18 protein-coding genes and 1 tRNA gene are annotated in these 25,675 nt (G+C 73.6%); 4 read left to right on the forward strand and 15 right to left on the reverse strand.

Annotation, left to right across the window (positions count from 1 at the left end):
- Nucleotides 1-3: 3 nt before the first annotated feature.
- Nucleotides 4-1,293, reverse strand: a complete 1,290-nt coding sequence (locus ACZ607_RS24730) for a sensor histidine kinase (RefSeq protein WP_469737892.1) — start codon at nt 1,291-1,293, stop codon at nt 4-6.
- 134 nt (nt 1,294-1,427) lie between these two features.
- Here ACZ607_RS24730 and ACZ607_RS24735 point away from each other — a divergent pair, with 134 nt between their 5' ends.
- Together ACZ607_RS24735 and ACZ607_RS24740 are read left to right on the forward strand one after the other, a co-directional pair.
- Nucleotides 1,428-2,168, forward strand: a complete 741-nt coding sequence (locus tag ACZ607_RS24735) for an ABC transporter ATP-binding protein (RefSeq protein ID WP_469737894.1) — start codon at nt 1,428-1,430, stop codon at nt 2,166-2,168.
- A complete protein-coding gene (locus ACZ607_RS24740) occupies nt 2,162-4,642 on the forward strand; it encodes an ABC transporter permease (protein ID WP_469737896.1) in 2,481 nt (826 codons plus the stop codon). Before ACZ607_RS24735 ends, ACZ607_RS24740 begins: the two co-directional genes overlap by 7 nt.
- A 10-nt stretch (nt 4,643-4,652) precedes the next feature.
- Here the strand turns inward: ACZ607_RS24740 and ACZ607_RS24745 are convergent, their stop codons facing one another.
- The gene (locus ACZ607_RS24745; protein ID WP_469737898.1) at nt 4,653-5,006 is read right to left on the reverse strand and encodes a hypothetical protein; all 354 of its coding nucleotides are present in this window, start codon (nt 5,004-5,006) and stop codon (nt 4,653-4,655) included.
- A gap of 164 nt (nt 5,007-5,170) precedes the next feature.
- Nucleotides 5,171-6,109: a sulfurtransferase gene (locus tag ACZ607_RS24750; RefSeq protein ID WP_469737900.1), complete on the reverse strand. Its 939-nt coding sequence runs from the start codon at nt 6,107-6,109 to the stop codon at nt 5,171-5,173.
- A gap of 291 nt (nt 6,110-6,400) precedes the next feature.
- Between ACZ607_RS24750 and ACZ607_RS24755 the strand changes: the two genes are divergently transcribed.
- Nucleotides 6,401-7,693 carry a ricin-type beta-trefoil lectin domain protein gene (locus ACZ607_RS24755; RefSeq protein WP_469737902.1) on the forward strand — a complete coding sequence of 431 codons (1,293 nt, stop codon included), beginning with the start codon at nt 6,401-6,403 and terminating at the stop codon, nt 7,691-7,693.
- A 63-nt stretch (nt 7,694-7,756) separates the two neighbouring features.
- Nucleotides 7,757-8,968 (forward strand): beta-1,3-glucanase family protein, encoded by a 1,212-nt coding sequence (locus ACZ607_RS24760; RefSeq protein ID WP_469737904.1) that lies wholly within the window; start codon nt 7,757-7,759, stop codon nt 8,966-8,968.
- 88 nt (nt 8,969-9,056) lie between these two features.
- Here ACZ607_RS24760 and ACZ607_RS24765 read toward each other — a convergent pair whose 3' ends face one another.
- The 12 genes from ACZ607_RS24765 to ACZ607_RS24820 all read right to left on the reverse strand — a co-directional run bounded on the left by ACZ607_RS24765 (nt 9,057) and on the right by ACZ607_RS24820 (nt 25,630).
- A complete protein-coding gene (locus tag ACZ607_RS24765) occupies nt 9,057-10,325 on the reverse strand; it encodes an FUSC family protein (protein WP_469737906.1) in 1,269 nt (422 codons plus the stop codon).
- On the reverse strand, nt 10,322-11,122 hold the full coding sequence (locus tag ACZ607_RS24770; protein WP_469737908.1) for a glycosyltransferase family 2 protein: 801 nt from the start codon (nt 11,120-11,122) through the stop codon (nt 10,322-10,324). The genes ACZ607_RS24765 and ACZ607_RS24770 overlap by 4 nt, the downstream gene beginning before the upstream one ends.
- Nucleotides 11,119-11,736 carry an SAM-dependent methyltransferase gene (locus tag ACZ607_RS24775; RefSeq protein WP_469737910.1) on the reverse strand — a complete coding sequence of 206 codons (618 nt, stop codon included), beginning with the start codon at nt 11,734-11,736 and terminating at the stop codon, nt 11,119-11,121. The genes ACZ607_RS24770 and ACZ607_RS24775 overlap by 4 nt, the downstream gene beginning before the upstream one ends.
- Nucleotides 11,733-12,503, reverse strand: a complete 771-nt coding sequence (locus ACZ607_RS24780; protein ID WP_469737912.1) for a PIG-L deacetylase family protein — start codon at nt 12,501-12,503, stop codon at nt 11,733-11,735. The genes ACZ607_RS24775 and ACZ607_RS24780 overlap by 4 nt, the downstream gene beginning before the upstream one ends.
- Complete coding sequence (locus ACZ607_RS24785; RefSeq protein WP_469737914.1) at nt 12,500-13,546, reverse strand: acyl-CoA dehydrogenase; 1,047 nt, start codon at nt 13,544-13,546, stop codon at nt 12,500-12,502. Before ACZ607_RS24785 ends, ACZ607_RS24780 begins: the two co-directional genes overlap by 4 nt.
- A 368-nt stretch (nt 13,547-13,914) precedes the next feature.
- Nucleotides 13,915-13,988, reverse strand: a tRNA-Thr gene (locus ACZ607_RS24790).
- Between the two features lie 98 nt (nt 13,989-14,086).
- Entirely contained in the window at nt 14,087-15,616 is a 1,530-nt protein-coding gene (locus tag ACZ607_RS24795) for an alpha/beta hydrolase (protein WP_469737916.1), read from the reverse strand.
- Nucleotides 15,617-15,730: 114 nt separating this feature from the next.
- Nucleotides 15,731-16,936 carry a DNA polymerase III subunit delta' gene (locus ACZ607_RS24800; protein WP_469737918.1) on the reverse strand — a complete coding sequence of 402 codons (1,206 nt, stop codon included), beginning with the start codon at nt 16,934-16,936 and terminating at the stop codon, nt 15,731-15,733.
- A 130-nt stretch (nt 16,937-17,066) separates the two neighbouring features.
- A complete protein-coding gene (tmk, locus tag ACZ607_RS24805; RefSeq protein WP_469737920.1) occupies nt 17,067-20,153 on the reverse strand; it encodes a dTMP kinase in 3,087 nt (1,028 codons plus the stop codon).
- A gap of 160 nt (nt 20,154-20,313) precedes the next feature.
- Complete coding sequence (gene topA, locus ACZ607_RS24810) at nt 20,314-23,181, reverse strand: type I DNA topoisomerase (protein WP_469737921.1); 2,868 nt, start codon at nt 23,179-23,181, stop codon at nt 20,314-20,316.
- A 303-nt stretch (nt 23,182-23,484) separates the two neighbouring features.
- Entirely contained in the window at nt 23,485-23,682 is a 198-nt protein-coding gene (locus tag ACZ607_RS24815) for a hypothetical protein (protein WP_469737923.1), read from the reverse strand.
- 442 nt (nt 23,683-24,124) lie between these two features.
- Nucleotides 24,125-25,630: a DUF7059 domain-containing protein gene (locus ACZ607_RS24820; RefSeq protein WP_469737925.1), complete on the reverse strand. Its 1,506-nt coding sequence runs from the start codon at nt 25,628-25,630 to the stop codon at nt 24,125-24,127.
- Between the last annotated feature and the right edge of the window lie 45 nt (nt 25,631-25,675).

Genomic DNA, 25,675 nt, shown 5'->3' on the forward strand with positions numbered 1-25,675 from the left:
CCCTCATTCGACCAGGTGAGCGGGGACCCGGGGGACGTCCAGCCGGAGCACGGTCGGCCCCCCGGGCGGGCTGGACAGTAGCAGCCGGCCGTCCAGCACGGAGAGCCGGTCGGCCACCCCCTGGAGCCCGGTGCCCCCTGTCGTCGCCGCGCCGCCCGCCCCGTCGTCCCGCACCTCGACGGTCAGCCGCTCCCCGTCGTCCCGGCCCGTCACCCACGCCCGGCTCGCCCCGCTGTGCCTCGCCACATTGGCCAGCGCCTCGCAGAGGGCGAAGTACACGGCGGTCTCCACCGGCTGCGGCAGCCGGTCCGGCAGGTCGAGGTCCACCTCGACGGGTACGACGGAGCGGTCGGCGACGTCCTCGACCGCCGCGGCCAGGCCCCGGTCCGTGAGGACCCGGGGGTGGATGCCCCGGATGAGCTCCCTGATCTCCACCAGCGCCTCGCCCGCCTCCTCGTGCGCCTTGGCCAGCAGCCCGCCGAGCGGCTCGGCAGGGCTCTCCAGCCTGGCCAGGCCGAGCGTCATCGAGAGGGCGACGAGCCGCTGCTGCGCCCCGTCGTGCAGATCGCGCTCGATCCGGCGGCGCTCCGCCTCGAAGGCGTCCACCAGCCGCACCCGGGAGCGGCCCAGCTCCTCGATGCGGGCGTCGCGTCCGTCGGGCGCCGACGGGAGCAGCGCCCGGGTGAGGGCCGCGCGCGCCACCGCGGCCCAGCCGAGCGGATAGGCGAACAGCGGCAGCAGCACAACACCCAGCAGCGCCGCGGCGAAGGCCTGCGGGTACGAGTCGGCGAGGTACAGCTTCAGCACCCGCACCTCCTCGCCGCCGGTGACGGCCGCCATGACCACCGGGGTCGCCGACAGTCCGCCGCATACCGCCAGTACACCTCCGACGAGCAGGGCCTCCAGGGGCCACAGCACCCCGGCGCACAGCAGCGCGTACCCGAACTCCCGCCAGGTCGCCTGCTCCTGGAGCCGCGTACGCAGCCAGGCCCCGAGTCCGGCGCGCTCCGGGGCCCGGTGCGGGTCCCCGAGGGGCACCGGGTCGACCATCCGCAGCCTGCGCCGCTCGACGGCCGCCACCGGGATGCCCACGAGGGCGAGCACCAGCAGGAGCGGCAGGCCGACGAGCACCACGGCCAGCGCACCGCCCACCACGGCGAGCAGCAGGACGGCGACGAGGATCGCCGCCCCCGTCAGGACTCCGCTCAGCAGATACAGCGCCGCACGCCACGGCCAGACGCCGAGGAGATAACGGCGCCGTACGAGGGCCTGCCGGAGGGTGAGTGGGCTCATGGGCCGCACGCTATGCAGCGCGGACCGGTCGCCACCACCCTGGGGGCGGGGGTGCGGAGGGTGGAGCTGGCTCCACCCCAGGACTCCCCCTCGCTGCGATGTGGCCGCCGCGCGGCGGCGGTTGGGTGGAGACCATGAATCCACGACCCGCAGCCGTACGGCTCGACACCGTCACCCGGTCCTTCGGAAAGCACGCCGACGCGGTCACCGCGCTGGACGGAGTGAGCCTCACCATCCCCCGGGGCTCCTTCACCGCGGTCATGGGACCGTCCGGTTCGGGCAAGTCGACGCTCCTCCAGTGCACGGCAGGCCTCGACCGCCCCACGTCCGGCCGGGTGTTCCTCGGGGACACGGAGATGACCGGGCTGAGCGAGCGGAGGCTCACCCTGCTGCGCCGCGAACGGATCGGGTTCGTCTTCCAGGCCTTCAACCTGCTGCCCGCCCTCACCGCCGAGCAGAACGTGGCGCTCCCCCTGCGCCTCGCGGGCCGCAGACCCCGGCGTACGGAGGTACGCGAGGTGCTGGAGCGGGTCGGCCTGGGCTCGCGGGCCCGCCACCGGCCGACCGAGCTCTCCGGCGGCCAGCAGCAACGCGTGGCTCTGGCGCGGGCGTTGGTCACCCGCCCCGAGGTGCTGTTCGGCGACGAGCCGACCGGGGCGCTCGATTCCCGTACCGGCCGGGAGGTCCTGGAGCTGCTGCGGTCGATGGCGGACGCCGGCCAGACCGTGATCATGGTGACGCACGACCCGGTCGCCGCCTCCTACGCGGACCGGGTGCTGTTCCTGGCCGACGGATCGGTACGGGACGAGCTGCACGACCCGGCCGCCGGAGAGATCGCCGCGCGCATGACCGCCCTGGCGGTGGTCCCGTGCTGACCTCGGCACTGCGCTCGATGCGGACCCGCTGGGTCACCTTCGTCGGCTCGTTCGTCGCGCTCACCCTGGGCGCCGGGCTGATCGCCATGACGGGCCTGGCGCTCGCGGCCACCTTCGACGCGCCCGGGCGCGCCCCGGAGCGCTTCGCCGCGGCACCGGTCGTGGTGGCACCGTCGGACACCCTCCGGGTCGCCACCCCCGCCGGGGAGCGTACGGCCCGGCTCACCGATCCCCGCCCGGTGCCGCGGGACCTGGCCGACGGGCTCTCCGCGCTGGGGCCGGCGGCCGAGGACCGTACGTTCCCCTTGCGTGCGGCCGGGTCCGACGCCGTGGGACATCCCTGGTCCATCGCCGCCGCCACCCCGTACCGCCTGCTGTCCGGCCGCCCCCCGGCCGGGGCCGGCGAGGTCGTCGTGACGGCGGACGCGGGCCCGGGGCGTGGCCTGCGGGCGGGCGACCGGCTCCGGATCACCGTCCCCGGCGTCCCGTCCGCGACGGGCCCGCGAACGGTCGTCGGGACGGTGGCCGCCACGGATTTCGAGACGGCGGTGTTCTTCGACGACGCCGAGGCCGCCCGTGTCCACCCGGCCGTCGACGCGGTGGCCGTGCGCGCCGACGCGGCGGCGGTACGGCGGCTGACCCGGGCGTTCCCCGGCATCAGCGTCCTGACCGGGGACGACCGGCGCCGGGCCGACCCCGATCCCGACCGGGACGCCGAGGCCCTGACCGCCGTCAACGCGCTGCTCGGCACCGCGGCCGGCATCACCGGGTTCGTCTCGGTCTTCGTCGTCGCGTCGACGTTCTCCTTCGCCGTGGCCCAGCGCAGGCGGGAGTTCGGGCTGCTGCGCACGGCGGGCGCCACGCCCGGGCAGGTGCGGCGCACGGTCGTCGTGGAGGCTCTCGTGATCGGCGCCCTGGCATCGGCCGCCGGCTGTCTGCTGGGCGCGGCAGCCGCACCCGTGCTGGCCCGGCGGCTGGTCCACGAGGGCCTCGCCCCGGCCTGGTTCGCCATCGGCGACGCGAACTGGCCGCTGCACACCGCCTTCTGGACCGGCCTGGCCGTGGCGCTCGCCGGGGCCGCCGTCTCCGCCCACCGCGCGGGCCGGATCCGCCCCGTGGAGGCGCTGCGGGACGCGGCCGTGGACGACGGGACGATGCCGGCGAGCCGGATCCTGCTGGGCGCGGCCGTCCTGCTGACCGGTCTCGGGCTGCTGGGCTGGTCCCTGCTCACCGACCCCGGGGACGTACTCAAGCGGAAGGCGTACATCCTGCAACCGATGTGGGTCATCGTCGGCTGCGCGCTGCTCGCGCCCCTCCTCGTGGGCCCGCTGACCCGACTGCTCACCTGGCTCCCCGCCCGGCTGCCGGGCGCCACCGGTCTGCTGGCCCGGCAGAACGCCTCCACCTCGGTGCGCCGCACCGCCGCGGTCGCCGCGCCCGTGCTGATCACCGTGGCTCTGGCGGGCTCGCTGCCGGGCACCGTGGCCACCCTCGACGAGGCCAGGGCCACCGAGGCTGCCGCCGTCTCCGGTGCCGACTTCGTGGCCGGCGGGGACGGTCCGCTGGACCCCCGCTTCGTCCAGCGCGTACGGAGCGTCCCGGGAGCCGTGGCCGGGGCCTCCCGCACCACCGGGGTCACCGTGCTCGAAGAGGGCACCGCGCTCATCTCGTCGGAGGCACGGGCAGCCGATCCGGCCACCCTGGCCGCGACGGCACGGCTGCCCCTGGTCGCCGGCCGGCTCACGGACCTGGACGACGGCTCCATCGTCGTCAACGAGGAGTGGGAGACACGGACGGTGGGCGAGCGCGTGCGCGTCTGGCTGGGCGACGGCCGCGCGGTGTCGCTCCGCGTCGCGGCCGTGATGCGGACCGGCACGGGGAGCAACGGGGTGTACGTGACCCCGGCGAACGCGGCCGGGGCCGCCGTCGACCGTATCGACGTCAAGGTCCTCGACGGGGCGGACCGTTCGGCCGTCCGCGCCCTCCTGGAGCGGGCCGGGCGCGACACGGGCACCCCGGTCATGACGCGTGACGCCTGGATGGCCGCTCACCATCCGCGCACCGGCGGCAGCACCCGGACGGGCCTGCTGCTCATCCTGGGCATCGCCCTGCTGTACACCGGGATCGCCCTGGCGAACACCCTGGTCATGGCCACATCGGACCGGGTGCGCGATCTGGCGGTGCTCCGCCTCACCGGGGCCACCGCACCCCAGGTGCTCCGGCTGGTGACGGTCGAGGCGCTGATGGTGGTGGCCGTGGGAGCGGTCCTGGGCGGAACGGTGGCCGCGCTGAACCTGCTGGGGGTGAGGAGCGCCCTGGCACTGCTCTCGGTGAGCTCCCCGGTGGTCGTCCCGTGGGCGCCCGTCGGCGCCGTACTGGCCGCGTGTGCCGTGGCGGCCTCGGTCTCCGCCGTACTGCCCGCGCTGGCAGCCCTGCGCACGCGGCCGGTGGAGGTGGCAGGCGCCCGCGAATGACCGGGGCCGCTCAGCCGTTGAGGGCGTACGCCAGGGTGATCACCGGGAACGGCCACACCACGACGCCGAGCAGGGCCAGCCGGTTCATCGGGACCATGCGGCGCAGCGGAGGGGAGTGGTAGAGCCCGGTCAGCACGGCGGCGCCGACCGCGACCACCCCGGCAGCGCCCAGCAGGAACGAGGCGGGGGACTCCCCGGAGGCCGCGCTCCACATCGCCACCATCAGCACCAGGAACCCGAGGAAGCTCAGCGCGGCGAGCGGCACGCACCAGATCAGGGCGACCAGGAAGACCTGGCTCGTCGTGGCGGGGCGGGGGCGGGGCGCGGGCGCCGTGGAGGCGGGGGCGGGGAGTGCGGGAAACATGCGCGGCTGCCTTTCAGCACTGCGGAGTACGTGCCTTCCAGCCTGCGGGAGGCACGTACTCCGCGGCATGCGCCCGGGTACTCAGGCCGCACGGTCCACGGCACTCATTCCCCGACCGGCTCGTTCTGGGCACCCGTGCGCAGAACGAGGCGGGGGGGGCGGCCCTAAGGGCCTGTCACGACGGGGAGTTCGGACGGAAGGCCCCATTCGCTCCACGAACCGTCGTACACCGACACCCCGGTGTATCCGGCGAGTTCGGCACCCAGCGCCAGGACGCAGGCGGTGACGCCGGATCCGCAGCTGACGACGAGGCGTTCCCGCTCGCCCAGCAACGCGCCGAACGCCGCGCGCAGTTCCGGGGCCGGGAGCATGCGGCCGTCACGCTGGATCTCCCCGAACGGCAGGTTCAGCGCCCCGGGCATGTGACCCCGCCGCAGCCCCGGACGCGGCTCGGCCACCGTGCCGGCGAAGCGTTCCCTGGAGCGCGCGTCCAGGACGGCGGCCCCCGGGTCGGCCAGGGCGGCCGCCACCGCGTCGCTGCCGACCAGCATCCCTTCGCGGGGCCGGGCGGTGAAGTCACCCGCGCGCCCGGCGCCTCCGGGGGCGGCCCTCTCCTCCGCCTCCTCCACCGGGAGCCCGGCCTCGGTCCACGCGGGCAGCCCGCCGTCGAGCACCGCGACCCGGTCGAAGCCCATGGCGCGCAGCATCCACCAGGCGCGGGCACTGGAGTAGACACCGGCGGCGTCATAGACCACGACGGTGTCCGTGCCGCCGACGCCCAGGGCACGCATCTCCTCGGTGAAACGGTGTGCGCCGGGCATCGTGTGCGGCAGCGGCACGGAGTCGTCGGACATCACCCCGTCGATGTCGAAGCGCCGCGCCCCGGGAATGCGGTACGGCGCCGCGCGGTGCGCACCCACCGAGGCGTCGAGAACCACAGTCCCTCCTGCCGCGAGCCTCGCCGCGAGCCAGGCGGGGCCGACGAGCGGCCCCGGCGGCCCCCCGGAGTCATCGGCCGTCACCGCACCGTCGGTCGTGCCGGTCGCGTGGTGGTCGGGAAGGCCGCGCGGGAGGTCGGCCGGGAAGCTGTCGTGAGGGTTCATCCGCGGCAGGGTAACGGTCCTCCGGTCTTAAGCCCGCACTAAAAGCGCCTTAAGGGATCCGGGCCGTACGGCCGCTCCGCCAAGTAACCGCAGGTCAGGGCGATTTCACCGCCGCAACGGCAGTTGGCCCGGCCGTTGCGTCTGCGTAGCATCGGGCTCCGTCGGCGGCGGACACCGCAGGACGAGAGCGCTCTCAGAACGCGCCTCCGCATGCTCTCCCGCGCGCCCCCGGCACCGCGTCCCGTCCCTTCCCCACGACCTGTTCTCCCCCACAGAAAAGGTACGTAGCCCATGGCCTCCCACCGCGCACGCAGATGGTCACCAGTCGGGCTGGTCCTCCTGGTCTCCGCCGCGCTCACCGCCGCGTTCCTGATGACCACGACCGGGCCCGCCACCCCCCGGGCCGACGCCGCCCCCGCCGCGGCGCAGACCTGGGCCGACGAGTTCGACGGAGCCGCCGGCAGCGCCCCGGATCCCTCGAAATGGACGCTGGAGAAAGGGGGTTCGGGCAACGGCAACAACGAGCTGCAGTACTACACGGACAGCACCGACAACGCGTCCCTGGACGGCAACGGGAATCTGGTCATCACCGCCCGCAAGAACAGCGACGCCGGCCTGCGGTGCTGGTACGGAACCTGCCAGTACACCTCCGCCCGGCTGAACACCGCGAAGACCTTCACGCAGGCGTACGGCCGCTACGAGGCCCGGATCAAGATCCCGCGCGGCCAGGGCATCTGGCCGGCCTTCTGGATGCTCGGCGACGACCTCGGCAGCGCGGGATGGCCGAACAGCGGCGAGATCGACATCATGGAGAACGTCGGCAAGGAGCCCGGGGCCGTGCACGGCACCATCCACGGCCCCGGCTACTCCGGTGGCGGCGGCATCGGTGCCTCCTACAGCCTGCCCGACGGCAAGGCCTTCGCCGACGACTTCCACACCTTCGCGGTCGACTGGAGCCCCGGCTCCGTGGTCTGGTCGGTCGACGGCCGGACCTACCAGACGCGCACCCCCGCCGATCTGAACGGCAGCAAGTGGGTCTTCGACCACCCCTTCTTCGTCATCCTGAACCTGGCCGTCGGCGGTGACTGGCCGGGCAGCCCGGACGGTTCCACCACCCTCCCGCAGACGATGACCGTCGACTACGTACGGGTCTCCGCCTCCTCCGAAGGACCCGGCGGCTCGGGCGGCTCAGGCGACTCAGGCACGAGCGGCCCGATCAAGGGCATCGGCGGTATGTGCGTCGACGTCGCGGGCGCGTCGGACGCCGACGGCACCCCGGTCCAGCTGCACGACTGCAACGGCGTCGCAGCCCAGAAGTGGACGGTGGCCGGTGACGGAACCGTGCGCGCCCTCGGCAAGTGCCTGGACGTGCAGGGCGGTTCCACCGCCGACGGTGCCCCCGTCCAGCTCTACACCTGCAACGGCACCGCGGCCCAGAGATGGGTCCACACCCAGGCCGGCGACCTGACCAACACCGGGGCGGACAAGTGCCTCGACGCCACGGGCGGTTCCTCGGCCGACGGCACCCGCCTCCGGATCTGGACGTGCACCGGCCGGGCCCATCAGAAGTGGACCGTCGCCTGACCGTCAGGCCCTGGACCCTCTGCCCCACCACCCCACCCACGCGTACGAAGGAAGTGCCCCCACATGACCCCTCGTCACCAGCGCGACCTCTCCCGCCGCAAGCTGCTCACCGCTCTCGCCGGAGCCGCCGTGGCCGTCCCCGCCGTCGCCGTGATCGCCCCGCACGCCCTCGCCGGGGCCGACCCGGACGACGGCGGTACGAAGGCCTCGGCCGCCGGCGCGCTCCCGCTGACGATCGTGAACAACTCCGGCTCGTTCGCCAACTCCTCGGTGTACGTCTACATCGTGGGCAACCAGGACGGTAAGCAGGTCCGGGTCACCCCTGAGGGCACCGTGGCCCCCATCGCCCTCTCCGACAACGGCGCGGACGGCTACACCGACTACGCCATCGCCCTGTCCGGCAGCGGTGAGACGAAGCTGTCGCTGCCGTACATGTCCGGACGGATCTACGTCGCCCTGGGCGACAAGCTGAAGTTCAAGGCGGTGGCGGACGGCGACGGCAACGCCGCCCTCCAGTACCCCGCGGGCTGGGTGACCTCCGACCCCAACTACGCGGTGCTGCACGACTGCGCGGAGTTCACGTACAACTCCTCGGGGATGTACTGCAACACCACCATGGTCGACATGTTCAGCGTTCCCCTGAGCATCGGGCTGACGGGATCCCAGGACCAGACCGTCGGCACCCTGCGCGACGGCGGACGCGCCCAGGCCTTCGCGGCGCTCCGCGAGATACCCGAGTTCGCGCCCCTCGTGGTGGAGGACCGGCGCATCATCGCCCCCGGCCACGGCCTGGACGCGGGGATCTTCGACAAGGACTACTTCGCCCCGTACATCGACGAGGTGTGGAGCACCTACACCGGCAAGGACCTCACCGTCACCACCAACGCGGGCACCTTCACCGGCCGGATCCGCGGCGAGAAGTTCGTGTTCGACGGCCCCGCCCCGGTCTCCTTCTCCAAGCCGACCACCCGCGACGTGCTCTTCTGCGACGGCAACCTGGCCGCCCCCAACGACGGCACGACCGGCCCCGTCGCCGCGGTCCTCGGCGCGGGCTTCAACCGCTCCACGCTGATCAGCGCCCCGGCCCAGCCGACCACCGACCCGGCGGCCTTCTACACGGCGTCGCCGCTGACCAACCACTACTCGGCGGCCGTCCACGCGGCGACAAAGGACGGCAAGGCGTACGGCTTCGCCTTCGACGACGTGGCCGACTTCGCCTCGTACATCCAGGACACCGCGCCCACCGAGGCGCGGCTGACGCTGACGCCGTTCTAGACGGCGGCCGGTGTCCGCGCCCAGCCGGCGCACGGAGAGCCCCAGGTCACAGGGGGACCTGGGGCTCTCCGCATGCGCGCCGCCCCCGTCAGCCGTCCCCGTCAGCCGCCCTCGACCGCCGCCGGGGCCGCCGCCGCGAGCCGCCTCCCTTGGACCGCTCCGCTTCCTGGGCCACTTCGAGGAGGACCCGGCTGGTGTACCGGAACTCCTCCAGGAGCCGCGTCGCCTCGGTGACGAGGATCCCGTACGGCATCGAGGGGTCGGCCAGGGACAAGGACCGCCGCCGGGTCTCCTCGACCACGTCGTCCCGGCGCGCCCCGGCGTCGTCGGTGAGCCGCTCCAGCCGTTTCGCCTGCGGCAGCAGGGTCGTCTCGTCCAGCGTCGTCAGCACCTCGGCGACCTCGGCGGCCGCCTCCAGGAACGCCGCGTACCGCTGGAGGAACGGCCCGCGGGCCTCGTCCTCCTCCTCCTCGCGGGACCGGTCGAGACCGCGGGTGAGGGCGGCCACCTGGTAGAGCGTGCGTTCCAGGGCGCCCAGCACGGACTCGTAGCCCTGGAAGCCGGGGTGCCCGCGATAACGCCGCGGCAGGCGCCGGGGGTTGAGGTGCAGGCTCTCCTTGGCGGTCTCCAGGCCCCACCATGCCTGCCCGATCATCCCGCCGGTGCGCGCCGCCCTGGACCGCCACCCTCCGGTGGTGTCCTGGTCGGGCACCCCCTCGGCCAGCACGGGGTACATGTCGGCGAGCAGGTCCCTCAGGGTGTGGGCGAGGCTGCGGATGCCGTACTCGGCACCGCGGTAGCGCAGCGGCGGAGCCACGAGGACGTTGACGGCGATGCCGATCGCGCAGCCGATGAGGACCAGCAGCACGATCTCCCCCAGGGCGCGCAGCCGCTGCGCGTCCCCCGTCGTCGAGGTGTACGTCGAGAAGGCGAAGAAGGCGGCGGTGGCGACCTGCGGACCCTGGACGCCCAGGATGTGCCAGCGGCCGATCGCGAGGGCGATGATCGCGACGAGCACGAACGTCACCAGGTCAGGGCCGACGAGCAGCCCGAGGGCGGCCTGCACCACGACCCCCGCGACGACGGCCCCGACGTAGCGCAGCGACTGCACGACCGAGCGGTAGACCGTCACCTGCATGATCAGCACCGCCGAGAACGGGGCGAAGGCGGGCGAGCGGGCGTCGAGCGCGACGTAGGAGACCAGCCAGGACAGGGTGGCGGCGAGGGTGGACTTCCCGATGACCCGCAGGGTGTCGCGCTCGTCCCCGTCGTAGGCGAGAGCCCGCCGCCACCACCGCTCCACGCGGGCGAGCCACCCTTCGGCCGCCTGCTCGGTCCTCGCCGTACGACCGGTCATGGAAACCCACCCCCTCCCGCTCCGGTCACGCTGTCCTGGCACGAACTTCCGCCTCCGGCCCCCGTGTCCCGGCCGGATCGCGGTACGGGTTCCGCGAGCCGGCCCAGATGATCGCCGTACCCGCCGCGCGCACGTGCCGTCAGCCGCGCGGAGGTGAGCACCGGGAAGCGCCGGGTGCGCAGGACACGGTGGCCGCCCGTCCGCAGGGCGGCGACCAGGGCGTGGTCCTCACCGGTCTCCAGCGCCGGGTAGCCCCCGCAGCCCAGGTAGGCGTCCGCCCGTACGCCGAGGTTGGCGCCGTGGACATGCGGATGGAGGTCCGGCAGGCCTGGGTGCCGGCCGGCCGCCTCGTACTCCCGCAGGTGACGGCTGATCACGTCACCGAGCGCGGGCGGCCATCCATGGGGCCGGACGGTGCCCACCACCGCGTCCCAGCCCTGCCCGGCGCAGGCCAGCTGGTGGGCGAGCCAGCGGCGCGGGACCTCGCTGTCGGCGTCGGTGGAGGCGATCCACACGGTGCCCGGGTCCAGGCCGAGGGTACGCAGGGCGAGCGCCGCGCCGGCCGCTCTCGCCCGTCCCGGGCTGCGGGCGTCGAGCGGGGCGACCAGGGCGCCCGCCCCGTGCGCGACCGAGCGCGTCGCGTCCGTACAGGCGTCGGCGGCGACCACGACGACCAGCCGGGTGGACGCGAGGGCGGGGTGCCGGGCGGCGCGGGACACGGCCGCGAGGGCGGCGGGCAGCAGCGCCTGCTCGTTGTGCGCCGGTATCACCACGGCCATGGCCGCGATCCCCGTCATACGAGCCCCTCGAAGGCGGCGGGCGAGAGGGGCGCGGCCCCACCGGGCGTGACCCGGCTGAAGGTCTGGAGGACGAAGTCCTCCTCCCGGTGATCGGTCCGCAGCAGCAGGCCGGGTTCACGGGCGAGCCTGTCGGCCAGCTGCGCACCGGTGAAGAGGTGCTCGGGCACCGGGTGGTTCCAGTGCACGGTGACCAGGGTGCCGCCCGGTTCGAGCGAGCCGGTGGCCCGTGCCAGCAGTGCGTCCAGGCGCCTCTCGTCGAAGTAGTAGAGGAGCTCGGACAGCACGACGAGGTCGAAGCGCCCCTCGGGCCACTCCTCGGGCACCGTGAGCTGGTCAACCTCCACGTTCCCGAGGTCCTCGGTGCGCCGCCGGGTGGTGTCCACGGCCGAGGCGACCCGGTCGGCGGCGAGCAGCCGCTCGCACCGAGGGGCCAGCAGCCGCGTCAGCTGCCCGACGGAACAGGCGGGTTCGAAGGCGTTACGGAAGCGGGGTCTGGGCAGCGAGGCCAGGGTCAGCGCGTACTTGCGCTGCTCGTACCAGCGCTCCCGGAGGTGCCAGGGGTCGTCCTCACCCCGGTACATCTCCTCGAAGTATCCGGCCGGGGTGCTCACAGGAACACCACCTCGCGGGGGCGCAGATGATGGGCGAGCTCCTCCGGAGGGAGCACCGCCGCGTCCTCGGGCCCCGGCCCCAGCGGCCGGATCTGCGAGGTGAAGGCATCGACGGCGTGCCGCTTACGGGCCTGGATCCCGGCGGGCAGGGTGAGCCGCGCCGCCCGGCCCCACGGCACCCGGGGGTCATCAGGGCGCGCCCAGTGCCACATCCAGACGGGGTACTCGGCGAACCGCACACCCGCCTCGCGCGCCGCTTCCCGCCCCGCGCGGCCGGCCGCCTCGTGGTCGCTGTGCACATCGCCGGTCCACGGCGCCGCGACCAGGTCCGCCCCCGCGCACAGCGGGACGAGGGCCCGGCGCACCTCCTCCTCGTGCCGGTGCACCCCGGAGTCGGGAACGTGCAGCCGTACGATCCCGGCGTCCCCCGCACCGAGCCGTCCGAGGGCGGTCCGGGTCTCCTCGGCGCGGACCCGGACGAGCTCGGCGGGGCTCAGCACCCTGCTGTGCGGGTGCGATCCCTCCCCGTCGGTCACGGACACCACGGTGAGGCGGTGCCCGGCGTCGGCGAGCCGGGCGAGCGTGCCGCCGAGCCCCAGCACCTCGTCGTCCGGATGGGCGGCGACCACGACGATCCGGCCAGGCGGCGGCAGCGGGAACTCGGGCATGCCTTCCCAGCCGGCCCACGCCTCCCACACGCTCTCGTCGGTGCCGGGGGCCTGGATGGCGTCGGCGTACGGCGCCGTGCCGTCGGTGTGCGTGGTCACGCGTCCTCCCGGCCGCTGACCAGGGCACCGAGCTCGGCGAGGCTGCGCTCGGCGTGGTGCTGCCGGATGTAGACGGTCAGGTCGGCGACATCACGTGCGTGGCGCCGGTCGTGGCACAGCGGCCCGGCGCCGGTGGCCCGGCCCACGTGTCCCAGCGTGCGGTCGCAGACGGCCTCGACGAAGCCCCGCACCCGCAGGCTGCGCAGCCTCGCCTCACCTTTGGCGTCCAGCGGGTCGGCGTCGATGTCGGCCGCCGCGGCCTCCAGGAGCAGACCGGCCGCCCGCAGGTCGATGTCGACGGCGCCGAGGTGGGCGTCCAGGTGCTGACCGCCCCCGCGGTGGGCGGCGGCGCGCAGCACGCGGGCCACGGCGTGCGCCCCACCGAGCCAGCAGGCCGCCACCCCGATGCCTCCGTGCTGGAAGCCGGGCCGCTCCACGTACCCCTCGACGCCCCCGACCGGTTCGGCCGCCGCCGAGCGGAAGCGCACGTCCGGGGTGTCGGAACCGGCCATGCCGAGCGCCTGCCAGCTGCCCTCCACCGGCTCGCACGCGCCCTCCGCCAACGGCACGGCGAAGAGCCGCCGGCCGTCCTCGGCGCGGGCGGTGACCAGTGCGTGCGTGCAGCTGTGGGCCCCGGAGCAGTACTGCTTGAGCCCGCTGACGCTCCACCGCCCGTCGTCACCCCGGACGGCGGAGAGCCCCTCGCCCGGTGGCTCGGCCGCCCACACCCCCCAGCGCTCGCCGGGTGCCGGAGCGGGACCGTCGAGCTCGGCGAGGATCGCCGTGGCGTCGACATGGCCCTCCACCAGCCGGGCGAGGCACAGATCGTCCTCGGCCACGGCCCGCAGGGAGGCGAAGCGCTGGGCGGTGGCGCCACTGCCGGGCAGCGGGAAGCTCAGCTCCCCCGCGTCGATCGCGCCGACCGCCGCCCCGAAGCGCGCGGCGGTCTCCTCGCGCAGGGCACGGGCGTCGAAGTCATCCGCTCCACCGGAACGGGACGGGACCTCGGGCACCACGGGCCGTCGTACTGCGTTCTCTCTCATGCGCGCGTCCTTCGTCCTCCCGGCCGACCCGGGACGTCTGCCGCTCGACTGCTCCCGCACCAGTGCCCGGTGACACGCGATCGAAGCGGGACCCGTGAGAAACGCCGACGCTCAGGCCCTCGCTCACATCGCCGCGCGCCGCACGCGTGCCGACCATGACTCCACGATCGCGCCTCCGTACCCCGGGGGCATGCGGGGGCATCCAGATGGAGCGCGGGACACATCAGGCGGAGGTCTGTGCCGGGGGCGGAAGGACTACCGGCGAACGCCCCGAAGGACATCCCGGGCACGTGCCGAAGAGGCCGCCGCGCCATCCACGCAAAGCAAAAGCCCCAGGTCACGGCGAGTGAGTCCTGGGGCTTCCACAGAGCCGCCTTCGGGATTCGAACCCGAGACCTACGCATTACGAGTGCGTTGCTCTGGCCAACTGAGCTAAGGCGGCACGCTCTGTCGCACCATGGTGCGGTCAGCAGCGACGCCAAGTCTACACAGTTTCCGGGGGTGCTCCGTACCGCCCGCCCCCGTCGCCGTATCCGCAGGTCAGGTGCACTTCTTACCGTTCTTCGGCGGCGTGCCGTCCAGCAGGTAGGTGTTGATCGCCGTGTCGATGCAGTCGCTGCCCCGCCCGTACGCCGTGTGGCCGTCGCCCTCGTAGGTGAGCAAAGTGCCGGAGGAGAGCTGGTCCGCGAGGGACTCGGCCCACTTGTAGGGAGTGGCCGGGTCGCGGGTGGTGCCGACCACGACGATCGGGGCGGCGCCCTCCGCCTCGGTGCGGTGCGGGGTGCCGGTGGGCTCCACGGGCCAGGCGGCGCAGTTCAGCGCGGCCCAGGCGAAGCCCCTGCCGAAGACCGGGGAGGCCTTCTCGAATTCCGGGACCGCCTTCTCCACCTCGGCGGGGCCGTCGAAGGCGGGTTCCAGGTCGAGGCAGTTCACCGCGGCGTTGGCGAACATCAGATTGGCGTACTTCCCGCTCGGCTCGCGATCGTAATAGCTGTCGGCCAGCGAGAGGAGACCGGAGCCGTCCTTGCGCTGCGCGCCCGCGATGCCCTCGCGGAGCTGGGGCCAGGCGCCCTCGTCGTACATCGCGGCGATCACGCCCGTGGTCGCCAGGGATTCCGTCAGCTGCCGGGTCTCCCCCGTCGGCACCGGCTCGGCGTCCAGATCGGTGAAGAGCTTCTTCAGCGCGGTCGCCGCGTCCGTGGTGGAGGTGGTGCCGAGCGGGCAGCTGGTCTGCTTCACGCAGTCCGCGGCGAACGACTGGAAGGCGGCCTCGAAGCCGGCGGTCTGATCGCGGTTGATGTCGACCGCGGGGAGCGAGGGATCCATCGCCCCGTCCAGGACGAGACGCCCCACCCGGGCGGGGAACAGATCGGCGTAGGTCGCGCCGAGGAACGTCCCGTACGAGGCGCCGACGTAGTGCAGCTTCTCGTCGCCGAGCAGCGCGCGCAGGATGTCCATGTCCCGGGCCGTCTCGACCGTGGACACATGCGGGAGGATCGTGCCGGAGCGCTTCCGGCAGCCGTCGGCGAACTTCTGGAAGGACCTGTCCAGCGCGGTGATCTCGCCCTGGTCGTCCGGGGTCTGGTCCACCTGCGTGTAGGTGTCCATCTCCTTGCCGGTGAGGCACTCGACGGGCTCGCTTCGGGCCACCCCGCGCGGGTCGATGGCCACCATGTCGTAGCGCGCCCGGACCTGGGCGGGATAGCCGATGGCCGCGTACCCCTGGAGGTAGCCGACGGCCGAACCGCCGGGGCCGCCCGGGTTCACCAGGAGCGAGCCGATCCGCTTGCCCGGGCCGGTGGCCTTCTTACGGGAGACGGCCAGCTTCACGTCCCCGCCGTCGGGCTTCGCGTAGTCCAGCGGGGCCTTCATCGTGGCGCATTGGAAGCCCTCCACTCCGCAGTCCCGCCAGCGCAGCTTCTGCCCGTAGTACGGCTCGAGCTCCTCGGTGGCGGCCGAACCCGTCGCCGACGCGCTCGGCGCCGACCCTCCGCTGCTGCAGCCGGAGACGAGAAGGCCGGCAGTGCCGAGCGCGGTGGCGAAGAAACGGAGCAGGCGCCTGGTGTCCATCCCCGGAGCGTAGCCGCCGTGTGACGACTCGCCCGATTCCCTGCTCATACGGGTGAATTCACCCGCCCCCGCGCCCCCCTCGCGTGACCACGCCCCACGCACCCTGCCCGGGCCTCAGCCCGCCCGGAGCGCCACCGCCATCGCCTCCACGGCGAGCAGCGGCGCGACGTTGCGGTCGAGGGCGCGACGGCAGGCGATCACGGCCTCGATGCGGCGCAGGGTGCGCTCGGGCGTGGACGACTCGGCGATCCGGTCCAGGGCGTCCCGTACGTCGGTGTTGGCGAGGGCGATCCGCGAACCGAGCTGAAGCGCCAGCACATCGCGGTAGAAACCGGTGAGTTCACTGAGCGCGAGGTCGAGGCTGTCGCGCTGCGTACGCGTCCTGCGGCGCTTCTGCCGGTCCTCCAGCTCCTTCATCGCACCCGCCGTGCCACGCGGCATCCGGCCGCCCGCCACGCCGCCGAGCGCCGCCTTCAGGTCGTCCGTCTCCTTGACGTCGACCTCCTCGGCGACCTGCTTGGCGTCGTCCGTCGCCGTGTCGATGAGCTCCTGGGCCGCCTTCAGGCAGCCGCCGATGTCCTGGACGCGCAGCGGGAGCTTCAGCACGGCGGCCCGGCGGGCACGCGCCCGCTCGTCCGTGGCCAGGCGGCGCGCCCGGCCGATGTGCCCCTGAGTGGCACGGGCGGCGGACGCGGCCCGCTCGGGGTCGATGCCGTCGCGCCGGATCAGCACATCGGCCACGGCGTCCACCGGGGGCGTACGCAAGGTGAGGTGGCGGCAGCGGGAGCGGATCGTGGGCAGCACGTCCTCCAGGGAGGGGGCGCAGAGCAGCCACACCGTGCGGGGCGCGGGCTCCTCCACGGCCTTCAGCAGGACGTTGCCCGCGCCCTCGGTGAGGCGGTCGGCGTCCTCCATGACGATGACCTGCCAGCGGCCCACGGCAGGCGAGAGCTGGGCGCGGCGGACGAGCTCGCGGGTCTCCTTCACACCGATCGAGAGCAGATCCGTGCGGATCACCTCGACATCGGCGTGGGTCCCGATCAGCGCGGTGTGGCAGCCGTCGCAGAAGCCGCAGCCGGGGGCTCCGCCCAGCGCGCGGTCGGGGCTGGTGCACTGGAGCGCCGCGGCGAAGGCGCGGGCGGCGGTGGACCGGCCGGATCCCGGCGGTCCGGTGAACAGCCAGGCATGGGTCATCTTCGAGCCGGGGGGCACCGGCTCGCCCGCGGAGCTGGCGGTGACCAGCACATCGGCGTCCCGGGCGGCGGCACCGAGCTGCTCCTGCACCCGGTCCTGTCCGACCAGGTCGTCCCATACGGTCATGGTCACCGCCCTTCCGGTGGTGTGGTGCTGGAACGCCGGAATCCCAGCGCCTCCCTATTGTGCGGGAAGGGTCTGACAATCCCGGCGTTCCGTACCCGTACCCGTGCCCGTACGACCGGCCTGGCGGCCGTCAGCGGCGCGGCCGGCGCCCGCCCCGGCCGGAGCCGCCCTGGTCGTCGTCCTGGCCGCCGAGCAGTTCGTCGGCCAGGGACGGCAGATCGTCGAGGGGCGTCTCCTCGGCCCAGTCGGAACGCGGCCGCTTCTGGCGGGGAGCGTCCTCGGCCGCGCGCCCTGCCCGAGGGTCGTCACTGACCTGCGGCAGCTCCCGCGTGCGCTCGTTCTCGCTCTCGGGAGCGGAGGGCCGGCGCCTGTCGCGGCCGGACGGGTCCTCGTCCCGTACGGGCGGCAGGACGGCCGTCTCGTCCGCGTCGCGCACGGGCGGCAGGACCGTCGTCTCGTCCGCCTCCGGCGCCGGACGGTCCGGCCGGGCGACCGGCACGGGCTGGGTGATCTCGTTCGGGTTCACGACCGGGGTCGGAACGGTGAGCTCGTTGTCCGGAACGGACCGCCCCGTGGACCCGGAGCCGGGCCGTCCGGACTCCTGGGCCCGCTGTGCGGCAGCGGCCTCCTCCGCCCGGGCGGCCGCGTCGGCCTCGGCACGGCGGCGGGCCTCCTCGGACCTCACCAGCGCTTCCTCCGCCTTGCGCTGCTTCTCCAGGCGAAGTTCCTCGGCCTCCTTGCGGAGCCGCGCCTCCTCCTGGGCCTGCAGACGCAGCCGCTCCTGCTCGGCCTCGCGCACCCGCTCCTCGGCCTCCAGGCGGGCCCGCTCCTCCTCGGCGCGACGGCGGGCGTCCTCGGCACGCTGCCGGGCCTCCTCCGCCTGCCGCTCGGCCTCGCGCTGCCGGGCCTCTTCCTCCTCGCGGCGCCTGCGCTCCTCCTCCTCGGCGCGGAGCTTGGCGAGCTGGGCCTGCCGCTCACGCTCCAGCCGCTCCTCCTCGGCCTTGCGTGCGGCCTCCTCCTCGGCCTTGCGCCTGGCCTCCTCCTCGGCGGCCTTGCGCGCCTCCTCCTGGGCCTTGATCTCGGCCTCGGAGAGCGGGAGCAGCCGGTCGAGCCGGTGGCGTACGACGGTGGTGATCGCCTCCGGTTCCTGCCCGGCGTCCACCACCAGGTAGCGGGCCGGGTCGGCCGCCGCGAGGGTGAGGAAGCCGGACCGCACCCGGGTGTGGAATTCGGCCGGCTCGGACTCCAGCCGGTCGGGCGCCTCGGTGAAGCGTTCCCGTGCGGTCTCCGGGTCGACGTCCAGGAGCACCGTCAGATGCGGTACGAGCCCGCTCGTCGCCCAGCGCGAGATCCGGGCGATCTCGGTCGGGGCGAGGTCACGGCCGGCGCCCTGGTAGGCGACGGACGAGTCGATGTAGCGGTCGGAGATGACGATCGCGCCGCGTTCCAGCGCGGGCCGGACGACCGAGTCCACGTGCTCGGCGCGGTCGGCGGCGTACAGCAGTGCCTCGGCCCGGTTCGACAGGCCGGCCGAGGAGACGTCCAGCAGGATCGAGCGCAGCCGCTTGCCGATCGGGGTGGCCCCCGGCTCGCGGGTCACCACGACCTCGTGGCCCTTGGCGCGGATCCATTCGGCGAGCGCCTCGACCTGGGTGGTCTTGCCGGCTCCGTCGCCGCCCTCCAGGACGAGGAAGAAACCGTTCGCCGCGGGTGCGACGGCCGGGTCGCCGCCGCGCAGCGCCTCCCTCAGGTCACGGCGGAGCGGCACGCCGGAGCGGTCGTCGGTCTTCGCGAGGACGATCACCGCGACGGGCAGCAGCAGGGCGCCGATGAGCATCAGCGCGAACGCCGCCCCACCGTGCGCGAAGACGAAGTCGCCGGAACCCAGGCGGTGCCGTCCGATGGCGGCGGCGAGCAGCGGCCCGCCCACCGCGCCGAGCGCGACCAGCACCCGGACGACGGCCTGGAGGTGTTCGGTGGCCCTGGCCTGCCGGAAGGCCTCCGTCTCCTGGTCGATGACCGCGTGCCCGATGTGGGCGGCGACCCCCGCCGCGTAACCGGCGAGCAGGGCGATCAGCAGACCGGTGGCGGTGTCGGGCACCAGGCCGAGGGCGAGCAGTGCCACGCCCGTGACGGCGACCGCCAGGGCCAGCAGCCTGCGCCGCGACAGGGCGGGCAGCACCTTGCGCGCGGTACGGATGCCGAGCGCGGTGCCCCCGGTCAGGGCCAGGATCAGCAGGGCGAAGGTGGCGGGCCCGCCACCGAGGTCGGCGGCGTGCAGCACGGAGACGCCCGCGGCTGCGGCGATGGCCCCGGCGACCGCGGAGCACGCGGCGACGACCAGCGGGATGCTGCCGGTGCGGCCCTTGTCGGACCCCGTCCCGGCGGCCGGCCGGCGCAGGCCCTCCAGGGGCGAGCGCGGGCGGGGCGTCTGCGTGGCCGGGAGTTCGAGGAAGTACAGGGTCGACACGGAGGCGGAGAAGAGCCCCGCCGCGATGTAGGACCCGAGGGCGGCCTGGTGGAAGGAGAACCAGTCGAAGCCGGTGCCCAGCAGCTCACCGATCAGCGCGGCGACCACCAGCACGGCCGCGGCCGCGGGGACGGACAGGAAGTTCGTCCGCAGGGAGAGCCTGCGGAGTGCGTCGAGGTGGTCCGGCAGCGGGCGCACGGCGGCACCCTCCGGCGGCGGTGCGGGGAGCAGCGCCGGAGCCGCGCTCTCCTTGGCGACCGCCCACAGGCGTTCGCCGACACCCGCCAGGAACACGGTGATCAGGATCATCATGAGTGCCTTGTCCGGCATCCAGTCGATCCACAGCGGCGCGACGACCAGCAGGGCGAGCCGCAGCGCGTCCGCCCCGATCATCAGCCAGCGCCTGTCGACGGGGCCACCGGGCGCGGTGAGCGCCGTCAGAGGCCCCAGGAGTACGGCTCCGAAAAGCACGGTGGAAAGGATCCGGGCACCGAACACGGCGGCGACGGCGAAGGCCGCCCCGCGGTATCCGGCCCCGAAGGAGCCCTCGAGGACCGCCGCTTGCAGCGACAACAGCACAAGCACGAGTAGGGCGAGTGAATCGCCGATACTGCCGACGACCTGGGCGCTCCACAACCGCCGGAGCGGGGGAACACGCAACAGGGCTCGTACGGCGCGCTCGCGTGAGTCTGCGGCAAGTGTGTCGGAGGTGGGGCTCACGACCGGTGGCTGCTCGGCTCGCGTCATCCGCCCAGCCTATCGGGAGCGGTGCGGTGCCCGGGTGCCGCGTCCGAACATATGCCCAACGGGAACGCGGGATGCGCTCCCCGCGAACGCCGGAAGGGCCGGGTCACCCCGGCCCTTCCGATGCTCACGTACGACGTCCAAGGCGGTCGAAGCGCTGCGGTCAGCTCTCCTCGGAGGAAGCCGGAGCCGTCCGCTTCGCCGCGGTGGTCGTCTTCTTCGCCGGCGCCTTCTTGGCGGTCGTCTTCTTCGCGGCCGTCGTCTTCGTGGCGGCCGTCTTCTTGGCGGTCGTCGTCTTCTTCGCCGCCGTGGCCTTCTTGGCGGTCGTCTTCTTGGCCGGGGCCTTCTTCGCCGTCTTCTTCTTCGCCGGCCCCTTGGCCCGCTTCTCGGCGAGCAGCTCGTAGCCGCGCTCCGGCGTGATCTCCTCGACGCTGTCGCCGGTCCGCAGTGTCGCGTTGGTCTCGCCGTCGGTGACGTACGCACCGAAGCGGCCGTCCTTCACGACCACCGGAGCACCGCTCACCGGGTCCGTGCCCAGCTCCTTGAGCGGCGGCTTGGCGGCGGCCCGCCCGCGCTGCTTGGGCTGCGCGTAGATCGCGAGGGCCTCTTCGAGCGTGATGTCGAAGAGCTGGTCCTCGGACGTCAGGGAACGCGAGTCCGTGCCCTTCTTCAGGTACGGGCCGTAGCGGCCGTTCTGCGCGGTGATCTCGACGCCCTCGGCGTCCTCACCGACGACACGGGGCAGCGACATCAGCTTGAGCGCGTCCGCCAGCGTCACCGTGTCGAGCGACATGGACTTGAAGAGCGAGGCCGTCCGCGGCTTCACCGCGTTCTTGCCCGTCTTCGGCGTGCCCTCGGGCAGCACCTCGGTGACGTACGGGCCGTAGCGGCCGTCCTTCGCGATGATCTGGTTGCCGCTGACCGGGTCGGCGCCGAGCTCGAAGTCACCGCTCGGCTTGGCCAGCAGCTCCTCCGCGAGTTCCACGGACAGCTCGTCGGGCGCCAGGTCCTCCGGCACGTCCGCGCGCTGGTGGCCCTCGGAGTCCTTCTCGCCCCGCTCGATGTACGGGCCGTAGCGGCCGACGCGGAGCTTGATGTCGTTGCCGACGGGGAACGAGGAGATCTCGCGGGCGTCGATCGCGCCCAGGTCGGTCACGAGCTCCTTCAGACCGCCGAGGTGGTCCCCGTCGCCGTTGCCCGCCGCCGAGGCCGCGCCCGCGCCCGTCGAGTCGTCGCCGGTGCCGAAGTAGAAGTGGCGCAGCCACGGCACGGACTGGGCCTCGCCCCGCGCGATGCGGTCGAGGTCGTCCTCCATACGGGCGGTGAAGTCGTAGTCGACGAGCCGGCCGAAGTGCTTCTCCAGCAGGTTGACCACGGCGAACGAGAGGAACGACGGCACCAGGGCCGTGCCCTTCTTGAACACGTAGCCGCGGTCGAGGATGGTCCCGATGATCGAGGCGTACGTCGAGGGGCGGCCGATCTCGCGCTCTTCGAGCTCCTTGACCAGCGAGGCCTCGGTGTAACGGGCCGGCGGCTTGGTGGCGTGGCCGTCGACCGTGACCTCGTCGGCGGTCAGCGCGTCGCCCTCGGCGACCTGCGGCAGCCGGCGCTCACGGTCGTCCAGCTCGGCGTTCGGGTCGTCCGCGCCTTCGACGTACGCCTTCATGAAGCCGTGGAAGGTGATCGTCTTGCCGGACGCGGAGAACTCGGCGTCGCGGCCGTCGCTCGCCCGGCCGCCGATCTTCACGGTGACGGAGTTACCGGTCGCGTCCTTCATCTGGGAGGCGACGGTCCGCTTCCAGATCAGCTCGTAGAGCCGGAACTGGTCGCCGGTGAGGCCCGTCTCCGCCGGGGTGCGGAAGCGGTCGCCGGAGGGGCGGATCGCCTCGTGCGCCTCCTGCGCGTTCTTGACCTTGCCGGCGTACGTCCGCGGCTTGTCGGGCAGGTAGTTCGCCCCGTACAGCTGCGTGACCTGCGCCCGGGCCGCGGAGACCGCGGTGTCCGAGAGCGTCGTGGAGTCCGTACGCATATAGGTGATGAAGCCGTTCTCGTACAGCTTCTGCGCCACCTGCATCGTGGCCTTGGCCCCGAAGCCGAGCTTCCGGCTCGCCTCCTGCTGGAGGGTCGTCGTGCGGAAGGGGGCGTACGGCGAGCGGCGGTACGGCTTGGACTCGACCGAGCGCACCGCGAACGCGGAGTCGGCGAGCGCCGCCGCCAGGGCGCGGGCGTTCGCCTCGTCCAGGTGCAGCGTCTGTGCGGAGCCCTGCTTGAGCTGCCCGTCGGGACCGAAGTCACGGCCCTGGGCGATGCGGCGCCCGTCCACCGCGCTGAGGCGGGCGGTGAGCGTCGACGGGTCGGAGGCGTCACCGGTGCGCCCGGTGGCGAACGTGCCGGTCAGGTCCCAGTACTCGGCGGAGCGGAAGGCGATGCGCTCGCGCTCCCGCTCGACGACGAGCCTGGTGGCGACGGACTGGACGCGGCCGGCGGAGAGCCGCGGCATGACCTTCTTCCACAGGACCGGCGAGACCTCGTAGCCGTAGAGGCGGTCGAGGATACGGCGGGTCTCCTGGGCGTCGACCATGCGCTGGTTGAGCTCGCGCGGGTTGGCGACGGCGGCCCGGATCGCGTCCTTGGTGATCTCGTGGAAGACCATCCGGTGGACCGGGACCTTGGGCCTGAGGACTTCCTGCAGGTGCCACGCGATGGCTTCGCCCTCGCGGTCCTCATCGGTGGCGAGGAAGAGTTCGTCGGATTCGGCGAGGAGCTGCTTGAGCTTCCTGACCTGGGACTTCTTGTCCGCGTTGACGACATAGATCGGCTGGAAGTCGTTCTCGACGTCCACGCCGAGGCGGCGTACCTCACCGGTGTACTCGTCCGGCACCTCGGCGGCGCCGTTCGGCAGGTCGCGGATGTGCCCGACGCTCGCCTCGACGACGTATCCGGGGCCGAGATAGCCCTTGATCGTCTTCGCCTTGGCAGGCGACTCGACAATGACGAGTCGGCGGCCTGCGGTCTCGCTGGTCGGGGACAACTTCGCTCTTCTCTCCGGTCGGCACTCGTGGGCATCCGGGCAGCGCTCTGACGCTGCCCGCGGTGCTGTCGCTGCGGAGTGTGACGGTACAACCCGCCCCCGTGTCAAACGGCAAAAGCCCGCAACGGCCACTCGAACGGTAACCCGACTTCCGCCATTCCTGCCGCCCGGACCGCCCGGTCCGCTCCGCGCACCGCTGTCGCCTGCGGGTTTCGCCGTCCCGCCGGGGAACCCGCGGGACTACCGCCGGACGGCCGCCGCCCCTGCCGGAGAAGTGGATCAGAACGGGGTCCGGATGCGGGTTCAGATGCGCATGAAGCACCACACGCCGAGGACGAGGAAGAGTACGCCGAAGAGCGTGGCGAGGGCGGTGGAGGCGACGGGGCTCACACCGAGCGCGACCGGCGCGCGCTGGATGGTGCGCGCCCCCGTCCAGACGAGGAGGGCGGCGCCGAACAGCGCGAAGGCCGCACCGGCGAAGACCGCGGTGACACTCTCCATGTCGTACCCCTCACGCTCGTCCCGGCGGCTGCGGCCCGGGCGCTCGTACGCCGCCGCGCGCCACCCGTGGCTCCCCGTGCCGCCGCACTGAGCGGACGGCTCGGCAGAGGGGAGGCTGCCACGCCGGGGCGGCGCCGGCGCGAACCCCGGATGAACAGCGCGCGGCCGCCCGGGGAACGGCCGCGAGCGGAACCCGCGCACCGGTCTCGCGGTCATGGTCGACCGGGCGGGACGGCGCTGGTCAGAGGGGTGTTGAGCGCGGGCTCACCCGGCGCGGGCGCCCGGGAGCGGAGGGCGTCGGGGTGGCGGGAAACCCAGGACGCGGGGTCCTGGGGCCCGGGCACGTGGAGGACCCGCAGACCCCGGGGAACCGCAGACCCGGGGGGAACCGGGGACTCAGGGGAGCCGCAGACCCGGGGGAGCCGGGGACGCGGCGCGCGGGTCATCTCACGGGGTCCAGGAAACCTTCCTCCACCAGCAGCCGGATGGCCTGCGGGGTGCGGTCGCGCAGCAGAACCGGGTCCTCCGCCATCAACTGGGCGATGGCGTCCAGAATCCGGCCCGCGGACAGCGACCCGTCGCACACCCCCGCGAAGCCGGCCCCGACGGCGTCGACCTTCGTCGCCCGTCGCATCCCCCGGTGCTGACGCAGCACCACATGCTCGGGGTCCTCCGCACCGGGCAGCCCGACCTGCTCCTGCACGACCTCCTCGGCCAGGGTGAAGTGCGCGGCGAGCAGCGCGGCGTCGTCGTGTTCCCGCAGATAGTCCTGCCGCGCGAAGTGGGCCTCGACGGCGGATCCGAGAGGCTGCTCCACGGCGTGCGGCCACTCCTCGGCCACGATCGACGGGGACCCGGCGGCGGCCACGGCGGACTTGCGGAGCGTGATCCAGCCGAAGCCGACGGCCTTGGTGCTCCGGGCCTCGAACTCGTCCAGCCAGGCCTCGTACCGCTGGGTGTACACAGCGGGGTCGGTGCGGTGGTCGCCGCTGTCGCGCAGCCACAGCTCGGCGTACTGCGTGATGTCCTGCACCTCGCGCTGCACGATCCAGGCGTCACACCCCGCGGGCACCCAGGAGCGCACCCGGTCCTGCCATTCCTCACCCTCCACGTGCTGCCAGTTGGCGAGGAACTGCGCGTACCCGCCCTCGTTGAGCCGGTCCCCGGCCTGCTGCACGAGGGTCCGGCACAGATCGTCGCCGCCCATGCCGCCGTCGCGGTACGTCAGCCGGGCTCCGGGCGAGATGACGAAGGGCGGGTTGGACACGATCAGGTCGTACGTCTCCGTACCGACGGGTTCGAAGAGGGAACCCTCCCGCAGATCGGCGGGGGCCGCGCCGGAGAGGGCGAGGGTGAGGCGGGTGAATTCCAGGGCGCGCGGGTTGACGTCCGTGGCCGTGACCCGGGTGGCGTGCTGGGCGGCGTGCAGGGCCTGGATACCGGAGCCCGTGCCGAGGTCGAGGGCGGAGGCCACGGGCTTGCGTACGGTGATCCCGGCGAGCGTGGTGGACGCCCCGCCGACACCCAGGACGACGCCCTCCTGGTGCGAGCCGATGCCGCCGGCCCCGCCGACCGCGCACCCCAGGTCGGAGACGATGAACCAGTCCTGGCCCTCGGGCCCGCCGTAGGGCCGTACGTCGACGGTGGCCCTGACCCGGTCGTCCTCGCGGACCACCCAGCCGTCCCGGACGCACTCCTCCAGCGGAAGGGCCGCTGCGGCCGCGGCGGCGGGGACAGGGCGCTGCAGGAGGAAGAGCCGGACCAGTGTGTCGAGCGGCGAATCCCCGCGGGTGGCCCGGAGCGCCGGCACGGTCTCGCTGCGGGCCAGTGCGGCGTACGCGGGCGCGCCGAGGCGTTCGAGGAGGCCGTCGGCGGTGAAGGCGGCGGCGATCAGGGCTTCGCGGAGCCGGGGGGCACGGTCTGATGCGGGAAGGCTGGACGTACTCACCCGACCATTGTGTCCGGTCCCGCCGACAACGGCAGCGGCCCGGCG

This window comes from Streptomyces sp. NPDC104381, assembly GCF_055583745.1.

Coding starts and splice junctions, on each gene's coding strand:
- ACZ607_RS24730 (WP_469737892.1), bottom strand. CDS start 1,293: ATGAGCCCACTCACCCTCCGGCAGGCCCTCGTACGGCGCCGTTATCTC.
- ACZ607_RS24735 (WP_469737894.1), top strand. CDS start 1,428: ATGAATCCACGACCCGCAGCCGTACGGCTCGACACCGTCACCCGGTCC.
- ACZ607_RS24745 (WP_469737898.1), bottom strand. CDS start 5,006: ATGTTTCCCGCACTCCCCGCCCCCGCCTCCACGGCGCCCGCGCCCCGC.
- ACZ607_RS24750 (WP_469737900.1), bottom strand. CDS start 6,109: ATGAACCCTCACGACAGCTTCCCGGCCGACCTCCCGCGCGGCCTTCCC.
- ACZ607_RS24755 (WP_469737902.1), top strand. CDS start 6,401: ATGGCCTCCCACCGCGCACGCAGATGGTCACCAGTCGGGCTGGTCCTC.
- ACZ607_RS24760 (WP_469737904.1), top strand. CDS start 7,757: ATGACCCCTCGTCACCAGCGCGACCTCTCCCGCCGCAAGCTGCTCACC.
- ACZ607_RS24765 (WP_469737906.1), bottom strand. CDS start 10,325: ATGACCGGTCGTACGGCGAGGACCGAGCAGGCGGCCGAAGGGTGGCTC.
- ACZ607_RS24770 (WP_469737908.1), bottom strand. CDS start 11,122: ATGACGGGGATCGCGGCCATGGCCGTGGTGATACCGGCGCACAACGAG.
- ACZ607_RS24785 (WP_469737914.1), bottom strand. CDS start 13,546: ATGAGAGAGAACGCAGTACGACGGCCCGTGGTGCCCGAGGTCCCGTCC.
- ACZ607_RS24795 (WP_469737916.1), bottom strand. CDS start 15,616: ATGGACACCAGGCGCCTGCTCCGTTTCTTCGCCACCGCGCTCGGCACT.
- ACZ607_RS24800 (WP_469737918.1), bottom strand. CDS start 16,936: ATGACCGTATGGGACGACCTGGTCGGACAGGACCGGGTGCAGGAGCAG.
- tmk (WP_469737920.1), bottom strand. CDS start 20,153: ATGACGCGAGCCGAGCAGCCACCGGTCGTGAGCCCCACCTCCGACACA.
- ACZ607_RS24815 (WP_469737923.1), bottom strand. CDS start 23,682: ATGGAGAGTGTCACCGCGGTCTTCGCCGGTGCGGCCTTCGCGCTGTTC.